The sequence below is a fragment of the Protofrankia sp. Cr1 genome (genome assembly GCF_963555865.1).
Classification (GTDB): Bacteria; Actinomycetota; Actinomycetes; order Frankiales; family Frankiaceae; genus Protofrankia.
The window spans coordinates 1,260-21,754 of the sequence record NZ_CAUVXO010000033.1; the positions used below are offsets into that span (position 1 = coordinate 1,260).

At 67.8% G+C, this 20,495-nt stretch carries 13 protein-coding genes and 1 pseudogene; 9 read left to right on the top strand and 5 right to left on the bottom strand.

The features are described from left to right. The 5 genes and pseudogenes from U9980_RS05380 to U9980_RS05400 form a co-directional block, all read left to right on the top strand. A pseudogene (locus U9980_RS05380) lies at positions 1-395 on the top strand (hypothetical protein); the annotation flags it as partial. Between the two features lie 933 nt (positions 396-1,328). After that, positions 1,329-2,726, top strand: a complete 1,398-nt coding sequence (locus tag U9980_RS05385) for a cytochrome ubiquinol oxidase subunit I (RefSeq protein WP_322766937.1) — start codon at positions 1,329-1,331, stop codon at positions 2,724-2,726. A 7-nt stretch (positions 2,727-2,733) separates the two neighbouring features. Beyond that, positions 2,734-3,855, top strand: a complete 1,122-nt coding sequence (gene cydB / locus U9980_RS05390) for a cytochrome d ubiquinol oxidase subunit II (RefSeq protein WP_322766938.1) — start codon at positions 2,734-2,736, stop codon at positions 3,853-3,855. Beyond that, entirely contained in the window at positions 3,852-5,237 is a 1,386-nt protein-coding gene (gene zwf / locus U9980_RS05395) for a glucose-6-phosphate dehydrogenase (protein WP_322766939.1), read from the top strand. Before cydB ends, zwf begins: the two co-directional genes overlap by 4 nt. A gap of 133 nt (positions 5,238-5,370) precedes the next feature. Then, positions 5,371-5,907: a hypothetical protein gene (locus U9980_RS05400; protein WP_322750995.1), complete on the top strand. Its 537-nt coding sequence runs from the start codon at positions 5,371-5,373 to the stop codon at positions 5,905-5,907. Between the two features lie 248 nt (positions 5,908-6,155). Here the strand turns inward: U9980_RS05400 and U9980_RS05405 are convergent, their stop codons facing one another. Beyond that, on the bottom strand, positions 6,156-8,666 hold the full coding sequence (locus tag U9980_RS05405) for a SpoIIE family protein phosphatase (protein ID WP_322766940.1): 2,511 nt from the start codon (positions 8,664-8,666) through the stop codon (positions 6,156-6,158). A gap of 270 nt (positions 8,667-8,936) precedes the next feature. Between U9980_RS05405 and hrpA the strand changes: the two genes are divergently transcribed. The 4 genes from hrpA (at position 8,937) to U9980_RS05425 (ending at position 16,062) form a co-directional block, all read left to right on the top strand. Further along, positions 8,937-12,935, top strand: coding sequence for an ATP-dependent RNA helicase HrpA (gene hrpA, locus U9980_RS05410; RefSeq protein ID WP_322766941.1), 3,999 nt, complete (start codon positions 8,937-8,939; stop codon positions 12,933-12,935). A gap of 55 nt (positions 12,936-12,990) precedes the next feature. Continuing rightward, positions 12,991-14,034, top strand: coding sequence for an aldo/keto reductase (locus U9980_RS05415; RefSeq protein WP_322766942.1), 1,044 nt, complete (start codon positions 12,991-12,993; stop codon positions 14,032-14,034). Positions 14,035-14,090: 56 nt separating this feature from the next. Beyond that, positions 14,091-14,606 (top strand): Uma2 family endonuclease, encoded by a 516-nt coding sequence (locus tag U9980_RS05420; RefSeq protein ID WP_322766943.1) that lies wholly within the window; start codon positions 14,091-14,093, stop codon positions 14,604-14,606. Positions 14,607-14,742: 136 nt separating this feature from the next. Continuing rightward, on the top strand, positions 14,743-16,062 hold the full coding sequence (locus U9980_RS05425) for a lipase family protein (protein ID WP_322766944.1): 1,320 nt from the start codon (positions 14,743-14,745) through the stop codon (positions 16,060-16,062). Here the strand turns inward: U9980_RS05425 and U9980_RS05430 are convergent. From U9980_RS05430 to U9980_RS05445, 4 genes are all read right to left on the bottom strand, one after another. Then, positions 16,046-17,485, bottom strand: a complete 1,440-nt coding sequence (locus tag U9980_RS05430; RefSeq protein ID WP_322766945.1) for an ATP-binding protein — start codon at positions 17,483-17,485, stop codon at positions 16,046-16,048. The genes U9980_RS05425 and U9980_RS05430 overlap by 17 nt on opposite strands. An 84-nt stretch (positions 17,486-17,569) precedes the next feature. Beyond that, positions 17,570-18,271, bottom strand: coding sequence for a VIT1/CCC1 transporter family protein (locus tag U9980_RS05435; RefSeq protein ID WP_416210160.1), 702 nt, complete (start codon positions 18,269-18,271; stop codon positions 17,570-17,572). A gap of 66 nt (positions 18,272-18,337) precedes the next feature. Beyond that, the gene (locus U9980_RS05440; RefSeq protein ID WP_322766947.1) at positions 18,338-19,582 is read right to left on the bottom strand and encodes an ABC transporter substrate-binding protein; all 1,245 of its coding nucleotides are present in this window, start codon (positions 19,580-19,582) and stop codon (positions 18,338-18,340) included. A gap of 13 nt (positions 19,583-19,595) precedes the next feature. Further along, positions 19,596-20,495: ABC transporter ATP-binding protein (locus U9980_RS05445; protein WP_322766948.1), on the bottom strand; the 900-nt coding region annotated here is incomplete at its 5' end.

Genomic DNA, 20,495 nt, shown 5'->3' on the forward strand with positions numbered 1-20,495 from the left:
ACCGCGAGGCCCACCGCGAGGACCACCGCGAGGCCCAGCACGCTGTCCACGGCGACGCCCAGCGCCCCGCCGGCGATCTCGTGCCGATCTTCGCGTCCCATGCCGCGATGACGTCCCTGCTCGGTGGCGACCTGGACAGCGGGGATGTCGGCGGATTCGACGGGGTTCCGCCGTCCCCAACGCTGGATATCGCCGACAAGCGGGAGGCGATCGTGCACGCCCTGGAACAGACCAACGGCTCCGCCAGCCAGGCTCTGGCGTTCCTCGCAGCCCGCGGCATCACGGTGAGCAAGAGCTGGGTCTACGAAGTCCGGAAAGAGTCCCACTACGCCGACGTGTACACCGGACCGCTGCCCATCATCGAAGCGCGCACTGCCGTCGGTAGCCTCGGCTGACCAGCTGACGTGGACGGGGTTTTGGCAGCCCCGTCCACGTCAGTCCTGGTCAGTCCTGGTCAGTCCTGATCAGTGGCAGTTCGCACACACACAGAGCTGACGTGCTGAGCTGCACCACCGTGGTGCGATGCCTGAGGTCTCGCGCCTGGTTCGCGTATGCCGCGATGGTCGAGTGTCAGGGTGAACGGGCGGCCTGGCTCCTCTTTCGCCATCGCACGCTCCACAAGGGCAAGCAGATCGTTAAAATGCGGGGAACGGAGCACTTCAGTGGAGGGCAGGAGCGCCCACCAACTGTCGCTGTGCCTACCGGGACCAAAGATGACTACTGGCGGCTCTGCCATCAACATATTGTTCCGATCGACCGCAGACAACCGGCAGCGACCGGGTGAACATCTAGTAGTTGTGTAGCCACAATTGTCAACGCCGATGGACCCAGGCCGTATCCTGCCGGTGTGCGCCAGACATTCGTTCATGAGGCTACCCTGGAGCTGGTGGTAGATGCCGATGAGCAGGCGCCGGGCGCGGCTGTGACCGTTGAGCTGTGTGGCCACTGGGAGCACCTGGGTAGCTGCCGATGGCCACATCACACCGCCATCCCGGAACATTCCGGCCAGTCAGTCACGATACGCACGCTCTTCGCCTGTGATGCGGCCGAGGAACAGGCTGTCCGGCAACGAATTACCCAGGCCCTGGGCAGAGGCCGGCTGGATGGTCCGACCGGTTCCAGCCGCTGGTCGGTCCGCGCGGAAGCTGTGGCCGCGCTGCGCCCCGCGGAACAATCGCTGGCCCAGCGGCTCGCCAGATCCTGAGCCACGCCTGAGCCGCACTCGCGCCCGCCATCACCCAGGGTAGGCGAGGCGACGCCATACAGTATCCAGTTGCCTGTGCCGGGACGTCAGCCCCGCGCGCCTGGATCTGGATCGGGATGTGGATGTGTCAACGACTGACCTGGCACGGTTGCAGTTCGCCACCACATCGATCTATCACTTCCTCTTTGTGCCGCTGACGATAGGACTGGGTTTTCTCACCGCGTTGTTGCAGACGGCCTGGTACCGGAGCCGTCGCCCGGAATATCTAGGACTGACGCACTTCTTCGGGACGCTTCTCGTCATCAACATCGCAATCGGAGTGGTCACCGGGCTCGTCCAGGAGTTCCAGTTCGGCATGAACTGGTCGATCTACTCGAGATTTGTCGGCGACGTCTTCGGCGCGCCACTGGCGATGGAGGGGCTCGCGGCGTTCTTCCTGGAGTCGACCTTTCTCGGCCTGTGGCTGTTCGGCTGGGACCGGCTGCCCGCCCGGGTCCATCTGGCCACCATCTGGGCAGTGGCCGTCGGCGGCGTCGCCTCGGCCGCGTTCATCATGGCGGCGAACTCGTGGATGCAGCGCCCGGTCGGGTACATGGTCAACGGGGCCACCGGCCGCGCGCAGCTCACCGACATCTGGGCGGTCCTGACCAACACCGTGTTCGTGTGGGGTTTTCTCCACGTTGTGCTGGCATCGCTGGTGACCGCGGCCGTGGTGATGCTCGCCGTGTCCGCCTGGCACCTGCGCAACGGGTCGAGCCCGGCGGTGTTCCACCGGTCGGCCCGGCTCGCAATCGTCGTTCTCGTCCCCGGTTCCCTGCTCGCCATCATGGTCGGCAGCCACCTCGGTATCGTCGAGGCGGACTTCCAGCCGATGAAGATAGCCGCGGCCGAGGCGCAATGGTACACCTGCCAGCCGTGCTCGTTCTCGCTGTTCCAGACCGGCGGCGGAAACAACGACCAGAACCCGTCGAAAATCATCCAGGTCCCGCATCTGCTGTCGGTCCTGGCGACCAGCAGCTGGAACGGAAAAGTCATCGGCCTCAACGAGCTGCAGACGCAGTATGAACAGCGCTACGGTCCCGGCTACTACATACCCAACGTCTTCGTCCAGTACTGGTCGATGCGGGTGATGGCCTATCTCGGTGGCGCTGTCCTCCTGCTGTCGGTATGGGGTGCGTGGCTGCTGCGCAAACAGCGACTGGAACACTCCCGATGGTTTCTCCGGCTGGCCGTGTGGTCAGCGGTGTTGCCATTCATCATGAACACCGCCGGCTGGCTGCTGACCGAGAACGGACGCCAGCCGTGGATCGTCCAGGGTCTGGCGCTGACAAGCGATGCCCGGTCGCCGTCGGTGGGTACAGCGACGATCGTCGCCAGCCTCAGCGTATTCGTCCTTCTGTACGCCGTTCTCGGGGTCGTCGACGCGATCCTGATGCTTCGGTACGCACGCCGAGAACTGGAACTCCCACCCCCCGCACCCGCGACCGGCGGCGGTCCGGCCACGGCCCGCGTCGGATACTGAGGCCATCATGACGTTGACCGCCTTCTGGTTCATCGTTATCGCGGTACTGTGGACCGGTTTTCTCGTGCTGGAGGGCTTCGACTTCGGCGTCGGCATGCTCGCCGGCATCGTTGGCCGGAATAGGGCCGGCCGGAACAAGGCCGGCCGGAACAAGGCCGGCCAGGATGACACCGGTCGACGGGTCGCGCTCGCCACCATCGGGCCGGTCTGGGATGCCAACGAGGTCTGGCTGATAGTCGCGGCAGCCGGCATGTTCGCCGCCTTTCCCTCCTGGTACGCGACGATGTTCTCCGGTTTCTACCCCGCATTCGTGCTGTTGCTGGTCGCGCTCATCGGCCGCGGGATGTCGTTGGAGTTCCGCGGCAAACATGACACGGCCCGCTGGCGCCGCAGCTGGGATGTTGCGCTGACCGGCGGCAGTCTGATCGCACCCTTTCTCGTCGGTGTGACTCTGGGTGATCTCCTGCATGGAGTACCGATCGGCGCCGACCAGGAGTACGCCGGCAATCTCACCGACCTGTTGAGCCCGTACGCGCTGTTCACCGGTATCACGGTTGTGGCGCTCTGCCTGCTGCACGGGTCCGCCTTCCTCGCGCTGAAAACCGTCGGTGACATCCGTGAGCGCGCTGTCGGCCTCGCCGGCCGGATCAGCCCGGTGGTCGCCGGCGCGGTCGTCGCCTTCGCCGTCTGGACGCAGGTGTCGACCGGGCACGGCGGCGCGGATGCGATCCCGGCGGCCGTCGCGGTCACCGCGGTTGCCGCAGCCGGCTGGCTGATCCGTCAGGGCAGGGACGGCGCGGCGTTCGCGGCCACGTCGCTGACGATGGCGGCGGCGGTGTCATCGATCTTCGTCAACCTCTACCCGCGGGTCATGGTCTCCACGCTGGGTTCGGCAACCGACCTCACGGTCACCGACACCTCGTCGTCGTCCTATTCGCTGCGGGTGATGACGGTCGTCGCGGCGGTCCTGTTTCCCGTGGTGCTGCTCTACCAGGGTTGGACCTACCACGTCTTCCGGCGTCGGATCTCCCGCGCGGATGTCGTCACCCCCGCCCGGCGGACGCAGGCGAGCGCCACCGGCCCGCCGGCGGCCACCGGTAATTCCGATTCCCAGCAGGAGGCGACATGACACACCCGAAAAGCGCCCGAATGAACGCCCTGGTGATATTCGGCGCGACCGGGGACCTGGCGAAGCTGGAAACGTTCCCGGCGCTGGTCGGTCTGGTTGAACGCGGTGTGCTGGAGGTACCCGTCATCGGCGTCGCGAAGAGCGGGTGGAACCTTGAGCAGTTCCGCGCCTACGCGGTCGCGTCGCTGCGGCACAACAACATCGACCCGGACGGGGACCCGGGGAAAAGAATGCTGGACCTCCTGCTGTACATCGACGGTGATCTCACCGACGACGCGACCTTCCAGCAACTGGCCGCCATGCTCCCCAGGGACGCGGGCGTGCTGTTCTACCTCGAGGTTCCGCCGTCGTTGTTCGCGACGATCGCCCAGGGAATCCGACGTGCCGGGCTGGCCGCCGGTGCCCGGGTGATGGTGGAGAAACCGTTCGGTAGCGACCTGCGCAGCGCGCGGGAACTCAACGCCACCATGCACGAGACCTTCCCGGAGGACGCCATCTACCGCGTCGACCACTGGCTCGGTCTCGATCCGGTGGCGCAGGTCCTGGCGACGCGTTTCGCCAACACCGTCCTTGAGCCGGTGCTCAACCGGACCTATGTCGAAAGCATCCAGATCACGATGGCGGAGGCCTTTGACGTGGCCGACCGCGGGCACTTCTACGACCGCACCGGTGCCATCCGCGACGTGCTGCAGAACCACATGCTCCAGATACTCGCCGTCGTGCTGACCGAGCCTCCCCCGGGCACCGCGTTCGACTATCTCGTCGACGTCACGGCGAACGCGGTCAAGTCACTCGTACCGCTGTCAGTGGACCAGGTGGTCCGCGGTCAGTACGACGGCTACCGCCATGTGGTAGGCGTCTCCTCGACCTCGACGGTCGAGACATTCGCCGCGGTGCGACTGCGGGCTGACAGCTGGCGGTGGGCGGACGTGCCGATCCTCATCCGGGTGGGCAAATGCATGCCCGTCACCGCCACCGAGATCACCATCCGATTCCGGCCGGCACCCCAGAACGTATTCGGCGCCGAGCCGTTCGGCAGCATGAACACACTGCGTTTCCGTATCTGGCCGGAAACGCGGATCGCGATGACGCTGGCCGGCAAGAAACCGGGGTTCGGACCGCGTCCGCAATTGAACGAACTGGCCTTCAACGAACAGCCCGGAGCGGACATGCGACCGTATGACCGGCTCATCGGCGCCGCACTCAGCGGCATGCGGATCCTGTTCGCCCGCGAGGACGTCGTCGAGGCCGCGTGGCGGATCATCGACCCCGTACTCGGCGACGCCGTGCCGGTACATCGGTACCCGCGCGGAAGCTGGGGCCCCGCCGAATCAGACGGTCTGCTCCCAGCGGGCCAGCGATGGTACGACCCCCAAGCCTGAGGAGATACCGCGTGGCCGGACGGCGACTCACCCGGCCGGGGTGAGGGCCGCGACCGGGTAGGAGCGCCGCGACGGGGTAGGGAGCCCACCGTGCACACGAACGCTGACAACCGTGGGCGAGGAAGGAACACACATGACGATCGGACCTGTCCAGCTGCTGGTACTCGGTTTCAAACAGCCTGATTTCCGCGGTGAAGTCCAGGACGAGCTGCAACGGCTCCGGGACAACGACCTCGTGCGGGTGATCGACGCCCTCGTCGTCCAGAAGGACACCGCGGGCAATGTCGCGGCCGTGCGCGGCAGCCAGCTGACCGACAAGGAGCAGGTCGAGCTCGGCGCCATGGTGGGTGCGCTCATCGGTCTGGGCGCAGGCGGTGAGGCCGGCATGCAGGCAGGTGCCGAACGCGGTGCGCAGGCTGCGGCCGAGCGGGGCGGGATGATCAACGAGGAGGAAGCCTGGGATGTGCTCGCTGAGATCCCCGAGGACACCGCGGCCGCGCTGATCCTGCTTGAGCACCGGTGGGCCATCCCGCTGCGGGACTCGATCGCGCGCGCGGGCGGGTTCCGACTCGCTTCGGAGTTCATCAGCCCACTCGACCTCGTATCGCTGGGCCTGGTGGGAGCCCGCGAGGCCGAAGAGCTGGCCACGGCGGAACGGGCCGCGATCTGACCGTCCCCCACAACACAACGCACAACGCACAGGACGCCAGAAGAAGGAGGGATGACGATGCTCGGACGCTCTCGCCGGGTCGCTCGACGCACCGGACGACGGACAGGCCGACGAACCGCCCGCCGGGTCGTTCGCCGTGAAAGTTGAGCTTCGCTGAGATCTGAGATCTGAGACGGGAACCGCGGCCACGCGCAGCAGGTGGCCGCGGTTCCCGTCTCAGCTGTCGTCCCCCGTCTCAGCTGTCGTCGCTAGAAGGCGTCCCACACGCCGCCCAGGGCACCGGCCATGGTGTCTTCCAAGGGGTGGTTCAGGACGAGTTCTGCTTCGCTGGGAAACAGGGACTGCTCGGCCCAGATGGTCTTACCCCCGGCGGTGTACCTGGCGCCCCAGCGCTGGGTGAACTGCGCGACCAGGAACAGCCCCCGGCCGCCTTCATCGCTGGCACGGGCATGTCGCAGGCGTGGGGATGTGCTGCTGCCGTCGGAAACCTCGCAGATGAGGGTGCGGTCCCGGATGAGACGCAGGCGGATCGGCGCGGCCGCGTACCGGATCGCGTTGGTGACCAGCTCACTGACGAGCAGTTCGGTGATGAACGCCGCTTCGTCGACGCCCCAGAGGGCCAGCTGTCGCGCGGTGTGGGCGCGGGCGAGGGCCACGACGGCAAAGTCCGCGGGCAGGTCCCAGGATGCGACCTGGTCCGCGGTGAGCGTACGGGTGCGCGCCAGGAGAAGGGCCACGTCGTCGTCTGGCCGGTCCGGCAGCAGGGCTTCGATCACACCTTCCCGGATGGCCTCCAAGGGCTCGTCCGCGCGCCCCAGTGCCGTGCGCAACCGGCCCAGCCCGGCGTCGACGTCGTGGTCACGTGCCTCGACCAGGCCGTTGGTGTAAAGGGCTATCAGGCTGCCTTCGGGCAGCTCGATCTCACCCGCCTCGAACGGCAGGCCACCGAGGCCCAGCGGCGGACCGGCCGGTAGGTCGGGGAAGGCCACGGTGCCGTCGGGGTGGACGATCGCGGGCGGGGGATGACCTGCCCTGGCCAACGAGCAGATCCGGCTGACCGGGTCGTACACCGCGTACAGACAGGTGGCCCCCAGCACGGCGGGGCCGGCGGTCGCCGCGGCCGTGTCCTCCTCGTCGGTGAGCCGGATGACAAGGTCGTCAAGGCGGGCGAGCAACTCGTCGGGGGGCAGGTCCAGCCCGGCGAGGGTGTGCACGGCGGTGCGCAGCCGTCCCATGGTCGCCGCCGCGTGCAGCCCATGGCCGACCACGTCCCCGACGACCAGCGCCACCCGGGCGCCCGACAGCGGGATCACGTCGAACCAGTCCCCGCCGACGCCCGCACTCTCGTCCGCAGGCAGGTAGTGCCAGGCCACCTCCACGGCGGTCTGCCCGGGTAGCCGGTGTGGCAACAGGCTGCGCTGCAGGGCCAGCGCGGCGGTGTGCTCCCGGGTGTAGCGGCGGGCGTTGTCGATGCACAGCGCCGCCCGGGCCACGAACTCCTGGGCAAGGAGCAGATCGTCCGCCTCGAACGGATCAGGACGCGCCCACCGGAGGAACGAGGCCACACCCGTGACGACACCGCGCGCCCGGATCGGGACCAGCATCAGCGAGTGGAGACCGAACTCGTGGATCTTGGCGGCCCGCACTGGATCGTCGACGACCCACACGCTCCGGTCGGCATCCAGCACCGGTTCCAGGACGGCCTCGCCCGCGACCAGGTAGCGGGCTGCGGGCGCTGCCAGGACGACCAGGTCCCCGATCTTCGCTACCGACTCCGGGCAACCCGCACGCAGCGACTGCTGCCCGGCGCGACGCATCGGGGTCCGCCCGACCGTCGAACGCACGGTCGGGTCCTCACTGCGCAGCACTGAATCCAGGAGGTCCACGGCCACGAAGTCGGCCAGGCGCGGCACGGCCACGTCGGCCAGGTCCTGTGCGGTCAGCCCGACATCAAGGCTGGTGCCGATCCGGGTGCTGGCCTCGGTGAGCAGGGCCAACCGCTGATGCGCGCGCCAGCGGTCGGTGACATCCACGGACACGTAGCACAGACCGAGGACGCGCCCGGCCGAGTCGGCCAACCGGAAGATCGACGTGGAGGTGGCCACTTCCCGATCGGAATTCCCGCTCGTCCGGCCCTGATACCCCACGTCCAACAGGGGTACGCCGGTCTTCAGCACCTGGCGCATCTGCGCCTCGATGCGCTCAAGGGACGGACTCGCCATCAGTTCGATCGGCCGCCGCCCCAGCCGTCTGGCCCGGGAGATCCCGCCCCGTTGCTCCAGCGCGTCGTTCAGCCACACCTCGCGTAGATCGGTGTCCAGTACGGCCATGGCGATCGGCGCACGGGACAGCAGGCCGTCCAGCACTGACAGGTCCGCCCCCCACCAGCGCGTCTGTGCCACGTCGGAGGCGAGCAGCAGCCAGCTGCGACCGTCGGGTGAATCGATCAGGGAACAGACCCGCAGACCGACGTCCACCCGGTGGCCGTCGGCGTGCCGGGCGGGCAGCAGACCGCCCCAGTCACCATCGGCTTGGCACCGATCGACCGCCGCGTAGACCGCCACGACATCCACCGGCTGGTGGAGGAAGAACATGGCAGGTCGGCCTAACACCTGCTCCGGTGTGTAGCCGAGCAACCGCTGCGCGGCCGGGCTCCAACTGGTGACCGTGCCCCACCTGTCGAGCACTACCGTCGCGAGCGGTGGCAGCGCGAACGGATCCTCCCGCGTATAGGCGGCCGTTGTCTCAACTGTATCCATCATCAGAGTTCCTACCCACGCCACCCGGCTTTATCTGTTCCCGTCGGCGGCGCCCGTAACCAGAAGCCCACCCATGATTGCCGGCCAGAATCCGTGGCCACCAGGTGACGCCGACACGAGTGACATCGCGCACGGGCACGACCGGCCCTGGTCCTGATTTAGTGGGTGACGGCGCCGGGACCGCCCGTGCGCCGGCGGACGCTTGACCAACCGGTTCGGTGCCCGTGCCCCCTTGCCCGCTCTCCGTACTTCGTTGGACGCTGCTTCCTGATGCCTCCGCTCGCAGCCCTGGCCGACCGACTACCCGACCTCATGGTGCGCGACCAGCACCGCCTGCAACGCCGTGTCGACGGCGCGCGCCGGATCCGCGGCCCCGAAGCCCACCAGGCCGTGGTCGCCGAGATCGCCGCCGACATCGAGGCGGCGGCGCTGCGCGTGCAACGCCGACGCGCCCGGGTACCGACGATCACCTATCCCCCGGCCCTACCGGTCAGCCGGAAAAAGGACGACATCCTCGCCGCGATCCGCGACCATCAGGTTGTGATCCTCGCCGGTGAGACCGGCTCCGGAAAGACCACACAGCTGCCGAAAATTTGCCTTGAGCTGGGACGAGGCGTACGCGGCCTGATCGGTCACACCCAGCCGCGCCGGCTGGCTGCGCGCGCGGTGGCGGAGCGGATCGCGACGGAGCTGGGCGAACCCGACGGGCAGCCGGGCGGGATCGTCGGCTACAAGGTGCGGTTCACCGACCAGGTCGGCGGGGACAGTCTGATCAAACTGATGACCGACGGCATCCTGCTGGCCGAGATCCAGACAGATCGGTCGCTGTACCAGTACGACACACTGATCATCGATGAAGCCCACGAACGCAGTCTCAACATCGACTTCATCCTCGGCTACCTGAAGCAGCTCCTGCCACGCCGACCCGACCTCAAAGTGATCATCACCTCGGCGACCATCGACCCGCAGCGCTTCTCCCGCCACTTCGGCGACGCGCCCGTGATCGAGGTCACCGGCCGGACCTTTCCGGTGGAGGTCCGCTACCGACCGCTGGTGGTGGAGACCGACCCGGCCGCGCCGCCGACCGCGATCGTGGCGCCGACCGGTGGCAGGAGCGGCCGGGCCACCACCGTCAAGGCGGTCGAACGCGACCAGACAGAGGCGATAACAGCCGCGGTGGACGAACTGTGCGCGGCGGGCCCCGGCGACATCCTGGTCTTCCTCAGCGGTGAACGCGAGATCCGGGACACCGCCGACGCCCTGACAAAGCGGGCGCCGCGCGATACCGAGATCGTGCCGTTGTACGCGCGGCTGTCCGCCGCGGAACAGCACCGGGTGTTCCAGCCGCACACCGGGCGCCGGATAGTGCTCGCCACCAACGTCGCGGAGACCTCGCTGACGGTCCCGGGCATCAGGTACGTGATCGATCCGGGAACGGCGCGTATTTCCCGGTACAGCAACCGGACAAAGGTGCAGCGCCTGCCGATCGAAGCCGTCTCACAGGCGTCGGCGAACCAGCGTAAGGGGCGTTGCGGCCGGGTGGCCGACGGTATCTGCATCCGGCTGTATTCGGCGGAGGACTTCACCGCCCGCCCGGCGTTCACCGATCCGGAAATCCTGCGCACGAACCTCGCCTCCGTCATCCTGGCGATGACCGCACTGGGCCTGGGCGACATCGCGGCTTTTCCCTTTATCGACGCTCCGGACGCACGCAGTGTGGCCGACGGAGTGCTGCTGCTCGTCGAGCTCGGCGCCGTCGAGATGGAAGGCACGGGAAAATCCAACAAAGCAGGTGGGGCCGCGACCGCCGCCGGGCGCCGCCGGCTGACCCCGTTGGGACGCAAACTCGCCCAGCTGCCCCTGGACCCACGACTGGCCCGCATGGTACTGGCGGCCGAGGACAACGGTTGTGTGCGGGAAGTCATGGTCATCGCCGCCGCGCTGTCCATCCAGGATCCGCGTGAACGTCCCGTCGACGCCCAGCAGGCGGCGGCGGAGAAACACGCCCGCTTCACCGACAAGCAGTCGGACTTCATCGCCTATCTCAACCTGTGGGAATACCTGCGGGAACAGCAGGAGGAACTGTCCGGAAACCAGTTCCGCCGGCTGTGCCGGGCCGAGTTCCTGAACTACCTACGGGTCCGTGAATGGCAGGATATATACGCCCAGCTACGCCAGGTCACAAAAAGCCTCGGAATGTCGGTGAGCACCGCACCGGCCGACCCCCGGCAGATCCACCTCTCACTGCTGGCCGGCCTGCTGTCACACATCGGTCTCGCCGACCCCGAGAAGCCGGACTATCAGGGTGCGCGTGGCGCCCGGTTCGCTGTCTTCCCCGGTTCGGCGTTGTTCAAGAAGCCACCGCGCTGGGTGATGGCCGCCGAGCTCGTCGAGACGTCCCGGCTGTGGGGACGCACGCTCGCACGCATCGAGCCGGAGTGGGCCGAGGCGCTCGCGCCCCACCTGGTCACCCGCACCTACAGCGAACCGCACTGGGAGAAGAACCGGGGCGCGGTGATGGCGTTCGAGAAGGTGACGCTCTACGGGGTGCCCCTGGTCGCGTCCCGCCCGGTGACCTACAGCGCGGTCGACCCGGCGCTGTGCCGGGACCTGTTCATCCGCCATGCCCTGGTCGAGGGCGACTGGCAGACCCACCACGGGTTCTTCCACGCCAACCGGGAACTGCTCGACGACGTCGAGGAGCTGGAACACCGGGCGCGGCGCCGCGACATCCTGGTCGACGACGAGGCGCTGTTCGACTTCTACGACCAGCGGATCCCCGCCGATGTGGTCTCCGGCCGCCACTTCGACAGCTGGTGGAAGAAGGCCCGGCAGGCCGAACCCGACCTGCTCGCCTTCTCCACGGCCATGCTGATCAAGGCTGACGCGGCCGGGGTCGACGAGCGCGACTACCCCGATACCTGGCAGTATGACGACCTCAGCCTGGCGCTGTCCTACCAGTTCGAACCTGGCACGGAGGCGGACGGCGTGACCGTGCGCATCCCGCTGCCCGTGCTCAACCAGGTGGGCGCCGACGGCTTCGACTGGCAGGTACCGGGCCTGCGCGAGGAACTGGTGACAGCGCTGCTGCGATCGCTGCCCAAACAGATACGACGCACCTTCGTCCCGGCGCCGGACTACGCCAGACGGGTACTGGCGTCGGTGACACCGGCAGACGGGCCGCTGCTCGCCGTTGTGGAACGCGAACTCGGTCACCTCAGCGGCGTGGATGTGCCCCGGCACGCCTGGCAACTCGACCGCGTACCCGACCATCTGAAAATCACATTTCGGGTGGTGGACGAGGCTCAGCGCACCCTCGCCGAGGGCAAGGACCTCGCCGCGCTCACCCGAGCACTGGCGCCGACGCTGCGGGCTGCGGTCAACGCCGCGGCGGACGGCCTCGAGCGCCGGGGCCTGCGGACCTGGGACTTCGGCCCGATCCCCCAGCTGGTCGAACAACGCCGCGCCGGTCAGCCGGTGCGGGCGTATCCCGCGCTGGTCGACGAGACCGACAGCGTGGCCATCGCGGTGTTCGCGACCGAGGCCGAGGCCCGCCAGGCCATGTGGCAGGGCACCCGACGCCTGCTGTTGCTCAACGCGCCGTCACCGATTCGCGCCATCAACGCACAGCTGACAAATCAGGCTAAACTGACGCTCAGCCATCATCCATATCGCACCGTCACCGAACTGCTCGATGACTGCATTGCCTGCGCCGCGGACAAACTGATCGCGGAATGCGGCGGTCCGGCCTGGGACTCCGACGGATTCACCAAGCTGGCGGAAATCGTCCAGGCCGACCTGACCGCGACCGCGATCGACGTGGTGACAAAGGTGGAGCGTGTCCTGGCAACCGCGCACACCATTGAACGGCAGCTCAAGGCGACGACGAGCCTCGCGTTGGTGCCGGCGCTGCGCGACGTGCGCTCCCAGCTCTCAGCCCTGGTGTACCGGGGTTTTGTCAGCGGCACCGGCTGGACGCGACTACCCGACGTCGCCCGCTACCTCGCCGCGATCGCGCTGCGCCTGGAGAAACTGCCGGGCGACCCCAACCGCGACCGGGAACGCACCCGGCAGGTCGAGCAGGTGACGCGGGAGTACGACGAACTGGTCGCCAGGCTCGCGCCGGGTAGCTCACCGGGCGAGGAGCTGACGCGAATCCGCTGGATGATAGAAGAGCTTCGGGTCAGCTACTTCGCCCAGACCCTGCGGACGCCGTACCCGGTCTCGATGGAACGGATCTTCCGGGCGATGGACCAGCTCACGCTCTGACCGAACCGATCACAGCGACCGAACCGATCACAGCGATCAAAGGAGACCAGGGGCAGTGACACTTCGCGCTTTCGGACGGACCGGAGTCAGGGTCAGTCCGCTGACACTCGGGGCGATGATGTTCGGCGCCTGGGGAAATCCCGACCATGACGACAGCATCCGAATCATTCACCGTGCCCTGGATGCCGGCATCAACATCATCGATACCGCGGACATGTACTCGCGGGGCGAGTCCGAGGAGATCGTCGGCAAGGCGCTCGCCGGGGGCCTGCGGGACGAGGTGGTGCTCGCGACGAAGTTCCACGCGCCCATGGACGACAACCCCAACCACCGCGGCAACTCCCGCCGGTGGATCATCCGTGAGGTCGAGAACAGCCTGCTGCGGCTGCGGACCGACTGGATCGACCTCTACCAGGTACACCGGCCCGAGCCCGGCACCGACTTCGACGACACCCTCGGGGCGCTGAGCGACCTTGTCCACCAGGGCAAGATCCGCTATATCGGGACGTCGACCTTTGAACCGTCGGCCATCGTGGAAGGCCAGTGGATCGCGCAGCGTCGTGGCCGTGAACGCGTCGTCTCCGAGCAGCCGCCGTATTCCCTCCTCGCCCGCGGCATCGAGCGGGAAGTCCTGCCGGTTGCGCAGCGCTACGGACTGGCCGTGATCCCGTGGAGCCCGCTGGCCGGCGGGTGGTTGACCGGGCGGTACCGCAAGGGAGTCGAGCTGCCCGTCTCCGGCCGCAGCCAGCGCACGCCCGGACGCTTCGACCTGACCCTCCCGGCAAACGTCGCCAAGCTCGAAGCGGTCGAGCAGCTGGCCCTGCTGGCCGAGGAGGCCGGGCTCTCCCTGGTCCACCTGGCCATCGCGTTCGTCCTTGAGCATCCCGCCGTCACCTCGGCGATCATCGGCCCGCGGACCATGGAGCAGCTCGAGTCCCAGCTCGACGCGGCCAAGGTGACGCTCTCACCAGACCTGCTCGACCGGATCGACACAATCGTGCCACCGGGCACGACCATCAACACCGCGGACGGGGGCTACGAACCACCGTCCCTGACCGACCCGGCCCACCGCCGCCGGACCACAGTCGGACCCGAATAGCCAGGTATCGATCTATAATCTGGTGTGACCACAAGGTCACAGGGAGGCGGTTCGGCATGCGCACCGTAGTTCTCGGCGAGCGTCCCCGGGTTCTCGAGGAGTTCATTGCCCGACGCGAATCGCTCGGGCAGGACACCTTCGACGAGATCTGGAACGGGGAATATCATCTGGCGCCGGGTCCATCAGCAGAACACGGCCGTGTTGACTATGATCTCAGCGCGCTGTTGCTACCGCGTGCGCGGGCCGCCGGGCTCGTGGGCACCGGCCCGTTCAACCTCGGCCGCCGCGACGACTACCGGGTACCCGACGGTGGGTTGCACCGCGGGCGCCCCAGCGGCGTGTATCTGCCCACCGCCGCCGTGGTCATCGAGGTCGTGTCACCGGACGACGAGACCTACGCGAAGATTGATTTTTATGCCGCGCACGAGGTGGATGAACTGATCGTCGCCGATCCGGCACGCCGGACGGTACGGATCTGGCAACTCGTGGACGGCAAATACGACGAAACCGGGCACAGCGACCTGCTGGGCATCACGGCGACGGCGCTGATAGACGGCATCGACTGGCCCTGACGGAAAAGCCGAGACTGTTCTGGATCCAACCATAGGCGCATCGAGAAATCAGCACCGAAAACTCGTGCTGCGCGGTGGGGACCAGAGGCGTTGAATGGGAGCCAGCACCGCGCGGCGACGACCGGGAGGCGACTCGATGCTGGTCCGTGATACCAAGGCCCCGAGCTATGAGACCCTACGACCTTTCAAGAATCCGGACGCCCCGGGGAATCTCGGGAAATTCCCCGGGTTTCCCGTCTACGAGGGGCTGAGCAGCTACCTCGCGGATGCAAAGGACCATCCCGATGACGTGGTGCGCCATGTGCTGGCGACCTGCGCGGCATATGCGTACGCGAAGGTCGATCCGCCCGGGACGGAGAGCACCGACACGCTCGCCACCATGATGGCCCGTATGGGGCTCGAGGAGAACAACTGCCGCATTGTCTCGGAGTCTGTCGACGCGATGCTCATCTCGTCCACCGCCGCCATCGTGCAGAGCAGCGACAAAAAGGTCGTCATCCTGGCCTACCGGGGCACGGAACCGTCGAATATCATGAGCTGGCTGACCGATGTCGAGATCTACTCACGTGATGCGGCGAAGTTTCGTGTGTCGAACCCACGGACGGGTGAGCGCGGTGCCGTCGATCTGCATGCGGGTTTTTACCGGAACGTCCGGGCGACGCGCTACGAGGTGTTGCGCGCCCTGAAGCGTGCGATGGCCGGGCAGTCCATCCTGGCGGCCGAGAGCGGGCCCGGCGAGGGCGATCTGAACGGGAGTCGGCACATTACTCCCGCCCTTTACATCACCGGGCACAGCCTGGGTGGCGCGATGGCCGCCATCATGGGGATCATGCTGATGACCGACCCCCAGTACAAGGACAGTATCGGTAACAACCTGCGGGCTGTTTACACCTTCGGCCAGCCGATGATCGGCCCGCAGGCGCTCGCCGACGCGTACGAGAAAATCGAGAACAGCGCCCCGGTCCTCCGCTACATCCACCGCAGGGACCCGGTGCCCCATCTACCGCCGCGTCAGACCGGTGGCTTCGCGCACTTCGGCCGGGAATGGCACCACGACGGCAAAGATTGGAAGGAGACCAGCGCCGATCCGGCGCGGCAGATGAGGGACATCCTGGGTCTCGGCCAGGCGGCCCTCGCATTTGTGGCCGAACAGAATCCGATCCTGCGCCGGGTACCCGTCGGCTCCTTGCTTTCCGATCACTTTCCGCAGCACTACGTCGAAAGGCTGGCCCCACCCGGCACGCTCATCAGCGAGTTCGGCGACGACCAGCTGATACTACCGGCAGGCGACCCGACGCCCTGGCCCATGCCAAGCTTTTTCCGGAGGATTCCCCAGAACGTGGTCAAGACGGCGCAGGGGGTCGTCGACAACAGCGGCCGAGCGGTGCAAATCGTCCTGCGGGCGGCTGAAAACGTTGGCCGTGCCGTCGGAAGCACGGTTACCAGGCAGACATAAGCCGCTGCGGATCATAGAAGGCCACGCCGGTCGCGGTACACGTCGTGCGGCCCACCGCGACCGGCGTGGCCGCGGTGGCGCCGGGCACCGCGGTACGGGACGTCAGCAGCTCGTCGAGGTCGGCGTGGCTGAAAGGCGCACTGTCCCGCCACTTGATCGACCCGATGAACGTGACCGCCTTCGGCGGTGCGCTGGAACGGACGCCGACCAGATCGACCTCAGGGATATTGCCGCGAGGCCACCAACCGCCGACCGTTTCCGCGCCACCGAGAACGGGATCGGATGCGGCCAGACGGGTCAGCGCCTCCCGCACCAGCGGCTCGACCGCCCGTCCACGGTAGTGCGCCCACGATGCGCTGACCCTGGCCCGGGCGAGATCCGACCGGCCGCGCTGAATGTCGTTGATACCGGGCTCGACGAAACGCAACCAGAACCGCAGGTACGGGTCCGCGACCCGATAGCGGGGAACATTGGATGATTTCACCGAAACGGGCTGGTCAACCGCGATGACCCGCTTGTCGGCAAGTAGTCGAAGCGTACGGCTCAGCGGGGTCGCCGCAAGCCCTGCGCGCCCCGCGATCGCCGAATGTGCCCGTTCGCCGGCGCCGATCGTCCGCAGGACATCGCTTGCCTGCAGATCACGAGGAAACTCGGCGTCGAGCACCCGCTGCCCGATGACGACCAGCTCGGTGTTGTCGTCGGCAAACTGGTCGTCGAGAAAGGCGTCGAGACCATGGTGGCGTCGCCACTCGAGGAGCAGACGGGGATAACCACCGGTGACCAGTTGGGCGTCGAAAGCCTCCGCCGCCCGGTCCGAAGGAATGCCCAACATGCGAGCCGTGTCGCCGAGCAGAAAGGGCGTGACAACCATCTCCTTGGCCCGCCCGAAAAGGGGACGGTCGTGCCCGGTGAGCATCTCCATGACGGCGAGGTCGCTACCGATGAGAATCATGAGCACCGGCCGGCTCTCGAACAGCCGGTCCCACAGTTTCTGCAACGTGCCGTCCAGGCCGGGATCGCGTTCGAGCAGCCACGGCAGCTCGTCCAGGACCACGATCGACGGAGCATCGGTCGGCAGTGCCGCGTGCACCGCGCGCAGAGCCTGCTCCCAGTTGCGATACGTCCCGCCCATGAGTAGGTCAGCACCTGGCAAGGTGCACTCCAGCCGCGCATCCTCGACAAACCCGTCCAGGTCCCGCTGCATGGTCGCCTGCCGCGCGCCGGTAACGAACAGACGTGGCAGGCCGCTGCGTTGCACGAACTCGCTGACCAGACGCGACTTGCCAGCCTGGCGCCGCCCGCGCACGCTCAACAACCGTGCTTCGCCTCCCGTCACAGCGCTCAGGTGGCGGGTGAGCCTCGCCATCTCCTCAGCGCGGCCCACGAACGGTGTCTGCCCCATGAGGTCCAGGCTAACATCCATGTTACTGACATCAATGTTAGTAACATCAATGTTAGTGACATGGATGTTAGCTTTACGGATGATCGACGGGATCAATCGACAGGATCAGTGGATGGCGGTCCCGGCCACGGCGCCGACAGCGGCCGTCACAGCCATGGCGATGCACCCGCCGATGACGACACGGGCGGCCGCCCGTCGCCGGTTCGCGCCGCCGAGCGCGGCGCCGACCGTGCCGAGCAGGGCCAGCCCCACCAACGTCACGCCGATCAGCAGCACGATCCTGGCGGTACTGCCGGCGACGACCGTGGCCAGCAACGGGAGCAGCGCACCGGCGGCGAAACTCAGCGCGGAGGCCCCAGCGGCCTGTACCGGACGCGCAGCGTTCGCCGGCAGCTGGCCGAGTTCGTCGCGGGCGTGCGCGGCCAGCGGATCGGCCTGGCTGAACTCCACCGCGACCTCCCGGGCAAGTCGCGGGTTCAGCCCGCGCCGCACGTAGATGCCGGTCAGCTCTTCCAGTTCGGCGGCGGGATCGGCCGCGAGCTCCGCCGCCTCCACCGAGAGGTCCCGCAGCTCGACGTCACGCTGAGAACTGACCGAGACGAATTCGCCGGCGGCCATCGACGTCGCCCCGGCTACGAGCCCGGCCAGGCCCGCGGTCAGCACGGCGGCCCGCGACGCCGACGACGCGGCGACACCAAGCATCAGGCTCGCGGTCGACACCAGGCCGTCGTCGGCACCCAGCACCGCGGCTCGCAGCCAACCCGACCGCTCGCCACGGTGTCGCTCCCGATGCCCCGTTCTCACCATGGTGCGATCGAACGCCACCGGCTCACGCAGTGCCACCCGCGACTCGCGGCAGGCCGGTGAGAAACCTCACCGCAGCGGGCGGGAGCCAGCCGCCAGGATGTCGAGGGCCTGATAGGTCTCGTTGCCGAGCGAGACATGTCGGCGTTCACCGCTGTCCCACCGGGCCCCGCGCAGAGTTGTATTGAACACCCGTTCGACCCCTGGAATGGGATTGGTTCTGGTGAAATCCAGCCTCGGGACGAGCTGCAGGTCAAGGCTGGTGGTCCGACCCAGCTGGGCCAGCAGCGCCGCCGAGGTGAGCGCGCCCGGCACCTGGTTACCGATCTTCTCCACGACCTGCACCGACAGCCATCCGTTCAGCGACGTGCTCGACTTCCACAGTGCGGCAGACGCGTCCCTGTCGCCGGTACTGTACTCGGCGTCGAGCTCCGCGCGCATCCGCCGCAGTTCGCTGAACTGGTCGGCCTCGTCGAGCTCGGGGTAGGCGGTGGCCTCGACCAGCCGGCCCGCGACCGGCCCCAGCTGCTCCAGGCTGGCGTCCGAGATCGCGCCGGTCGCGTGGCAGTAGGAGAGCCGTTCGCCGCCGTCGCGCATCACCGCGACAGCGGCCTGTTCGGTGACCACCATGACCGCGCCGTCGGCGCCCGCCGCGGTCAGCTGGGTCACGGTCGGCGTGAAGTCGCTCGTGGTGATGGGCACCCGTACCACCGGACTGGCCGGAAGCTGGACGGCCCTGGCACCGACCTGGCCGAGGGTGAGAAGACGATCGCTGGCGGAAAGATCGTAACCGACCATACCGAGATGCCTGGCACCGATCTTCTTCAGCAGCGACGGGCAGACCGCGGGGAACATGACCAGCGGGCTGAGCACAAAACTGATCGGGGAGTGCAGCTCGGAGCCGTCCGCGGACACTCCGGCCGAACCGACCGAGGCGATCCCGGCCTTCGCGAGGGTCGCCATGATGCCGCCCGTGCCGCTGGTCTCCGACACGACCGCGAGGACGCCGGTGTCGGCCGCCTGTTTCGCGCAGGCCGCCGCTGCGGACCCGTCGTTGTTCTCGTTGCAGTGGACCAGTTCGACCGGATGCCCCTTGATCCCTCCCCGGGCGTTGACGCCCCGGACTGCGGCCCTGGCAGCCGCCACCATCTCCGGGTAGTTCCCGCCGGTGGTCCCCGTCGGCGCGATGATCATCAACGTGACCGGTGCGCCAGAGCTGCCCGCCGGTCGTGGTGAACCGGCGCCGTCGCCACCGTGCGCGCACGCCGACATGCCGGCCAGAGCCAGCGCGCCACCCAGACCAGCCGCGATCATCCGAAGTCGCGCCCTACGCACCCGCGAGCCCCTTCCGTTCGAATTCACCGACCGGTCGGCCCAGATAGGCCGCCTGCACCCGGGGATCGCGGCACACCTCGGCCGGCCAACCCTCGGCGATCTTCCTGCCGACGTCGACGACGGCCACCCGGTCGCAGACACCCCGGATGACGCTCATGTCGTGGTCATTGATGACGATGGCGAGTCCCCAGTCGTCGGCGAGGCGACGCAGCAACCGGGCCAGCTGCGCGGACTCGGTCTGGTCAAGCCCGGCACACGGTTCGTCGAGCAGCAGCACGGACGGCGCCGCGGCCACGGCGCGGGCGACCGAGACCAGCCGCCGGCGACCGTAGGGCAGCTCCGAGACGGTGCGGAACAGATCGTCACGCAGCCTGAAGACGCCGATCGCGAACACGGCTATGGGCGGCAACGGTCGCTCCCGCGCCGCCAGCAGGTTGGTGAGGTAGGCCCTGGAGTCCCGTGGGTCGCTGCCCGCCTGGATGTTCTCCAGCACGGTGAGATCATCGAACAGCTCGAGGTGCTGGAAGGAGCGGCCGATCCCGGCGCGTGCACGCCGGGATGCCCCGAGCCGGTCCAACGGTGTCCCACCGAGGGTCACCACCCCGGCTGCCGCACAAGTGTGGCCGCTGATGGCGTCGATGAGGCTCGTCTTCCCGGCCCCGTTCGGCCCGATCAGCCCGACCACCTCGCCCGGCCCCACCGCGAGGTCGATGTCGCGTACCGCGGTCAGCGCGCCGAATGTGACCGTCAGGCCGGCAACCGCGAGGCGTGCGGGCCGCACCGACACGGGTTCCACCGGCATGGGTTGCCCGCCGGCACCACGGCCGGCTGCCAGCAGACGGGCGAGACGACGGTGGCGCCGGGCGGCGGCGCGCACCGGCCGGTCCGGCCA

Excerpts from the sequence above, each read along its gene's own strand:
- U9980_RS05430 (WP_322766945.1), bottom strand. The coding sequence starts at position 17,485 with ATGGATGTTAGCCTGGACCTCATGGGGCAGACACCGTTCGTGGGCCGC.
- U9980_RS05435 (WP_416210160.1), bottom strand. The coding sequence starts at position 18,271 with ATGGTGAGAACGGGGCATCGGGAGCGACACCGTGGCGAGCGGTCGGGT.
- U9980_RS05400 (WP_322750995.1), top strand. The coding sequence starts at position 5,371 with ATGACGATCGGACCTGTCCAGCTGCTGGTACTCGGTTTCAAACAGCCT.
- hrpA (WP_322766941.1), top strand. The coding sequence starts at position 8,937 with ATGCCTCCGCTCGCAGCCCTGGCCGACCGACTACCCGACCTCATGGTG.
- U9980_RS05420 (WP_322766943.1), top strand. The coding sequence starts at position 14,091 with ATGCGCACCGTAGTTCTCGGCGAGCGTCCCCGGGTTCTCGAGGAGTTC.
- U9980_RS05405 (WP_322766940.1), bottom strand. The coding sequence starts at position 8,666 with ATGGATACAGTTGAGACAACGGCCGCCTATACGCGGGAGGATCCGTTC.
- U9980_RS05425 (WP_322766944.1), top strand. The coding sequence starts at position 14,743 with ATGCTGGTCCGTGATACCAAGGCCCCGAGCTATGAGACCCTACGACCT.
- zwf (WP_322766939.1), top strand. The coding sequence starts at position 3,852 with ATGACACACCCGAAAAGCGCCCGAATGAACGCCCTGGTGATATTCGGC.
- cydB (WP_322766938.1), top strand. The coding sequence starts at position 2,734 with ATGACGTTGACCGCCTTCTGGTTCATCGTTATCGCGGTACTGTGGACC.
- U9980_RS05440 (WP_322766947.1), bottom strand. The coding sequence starts at position 19,582 with ATGATCGCGGCTGGTCTGGGTGGCGCGCTGGCTCTGGCCGGCATGTCG.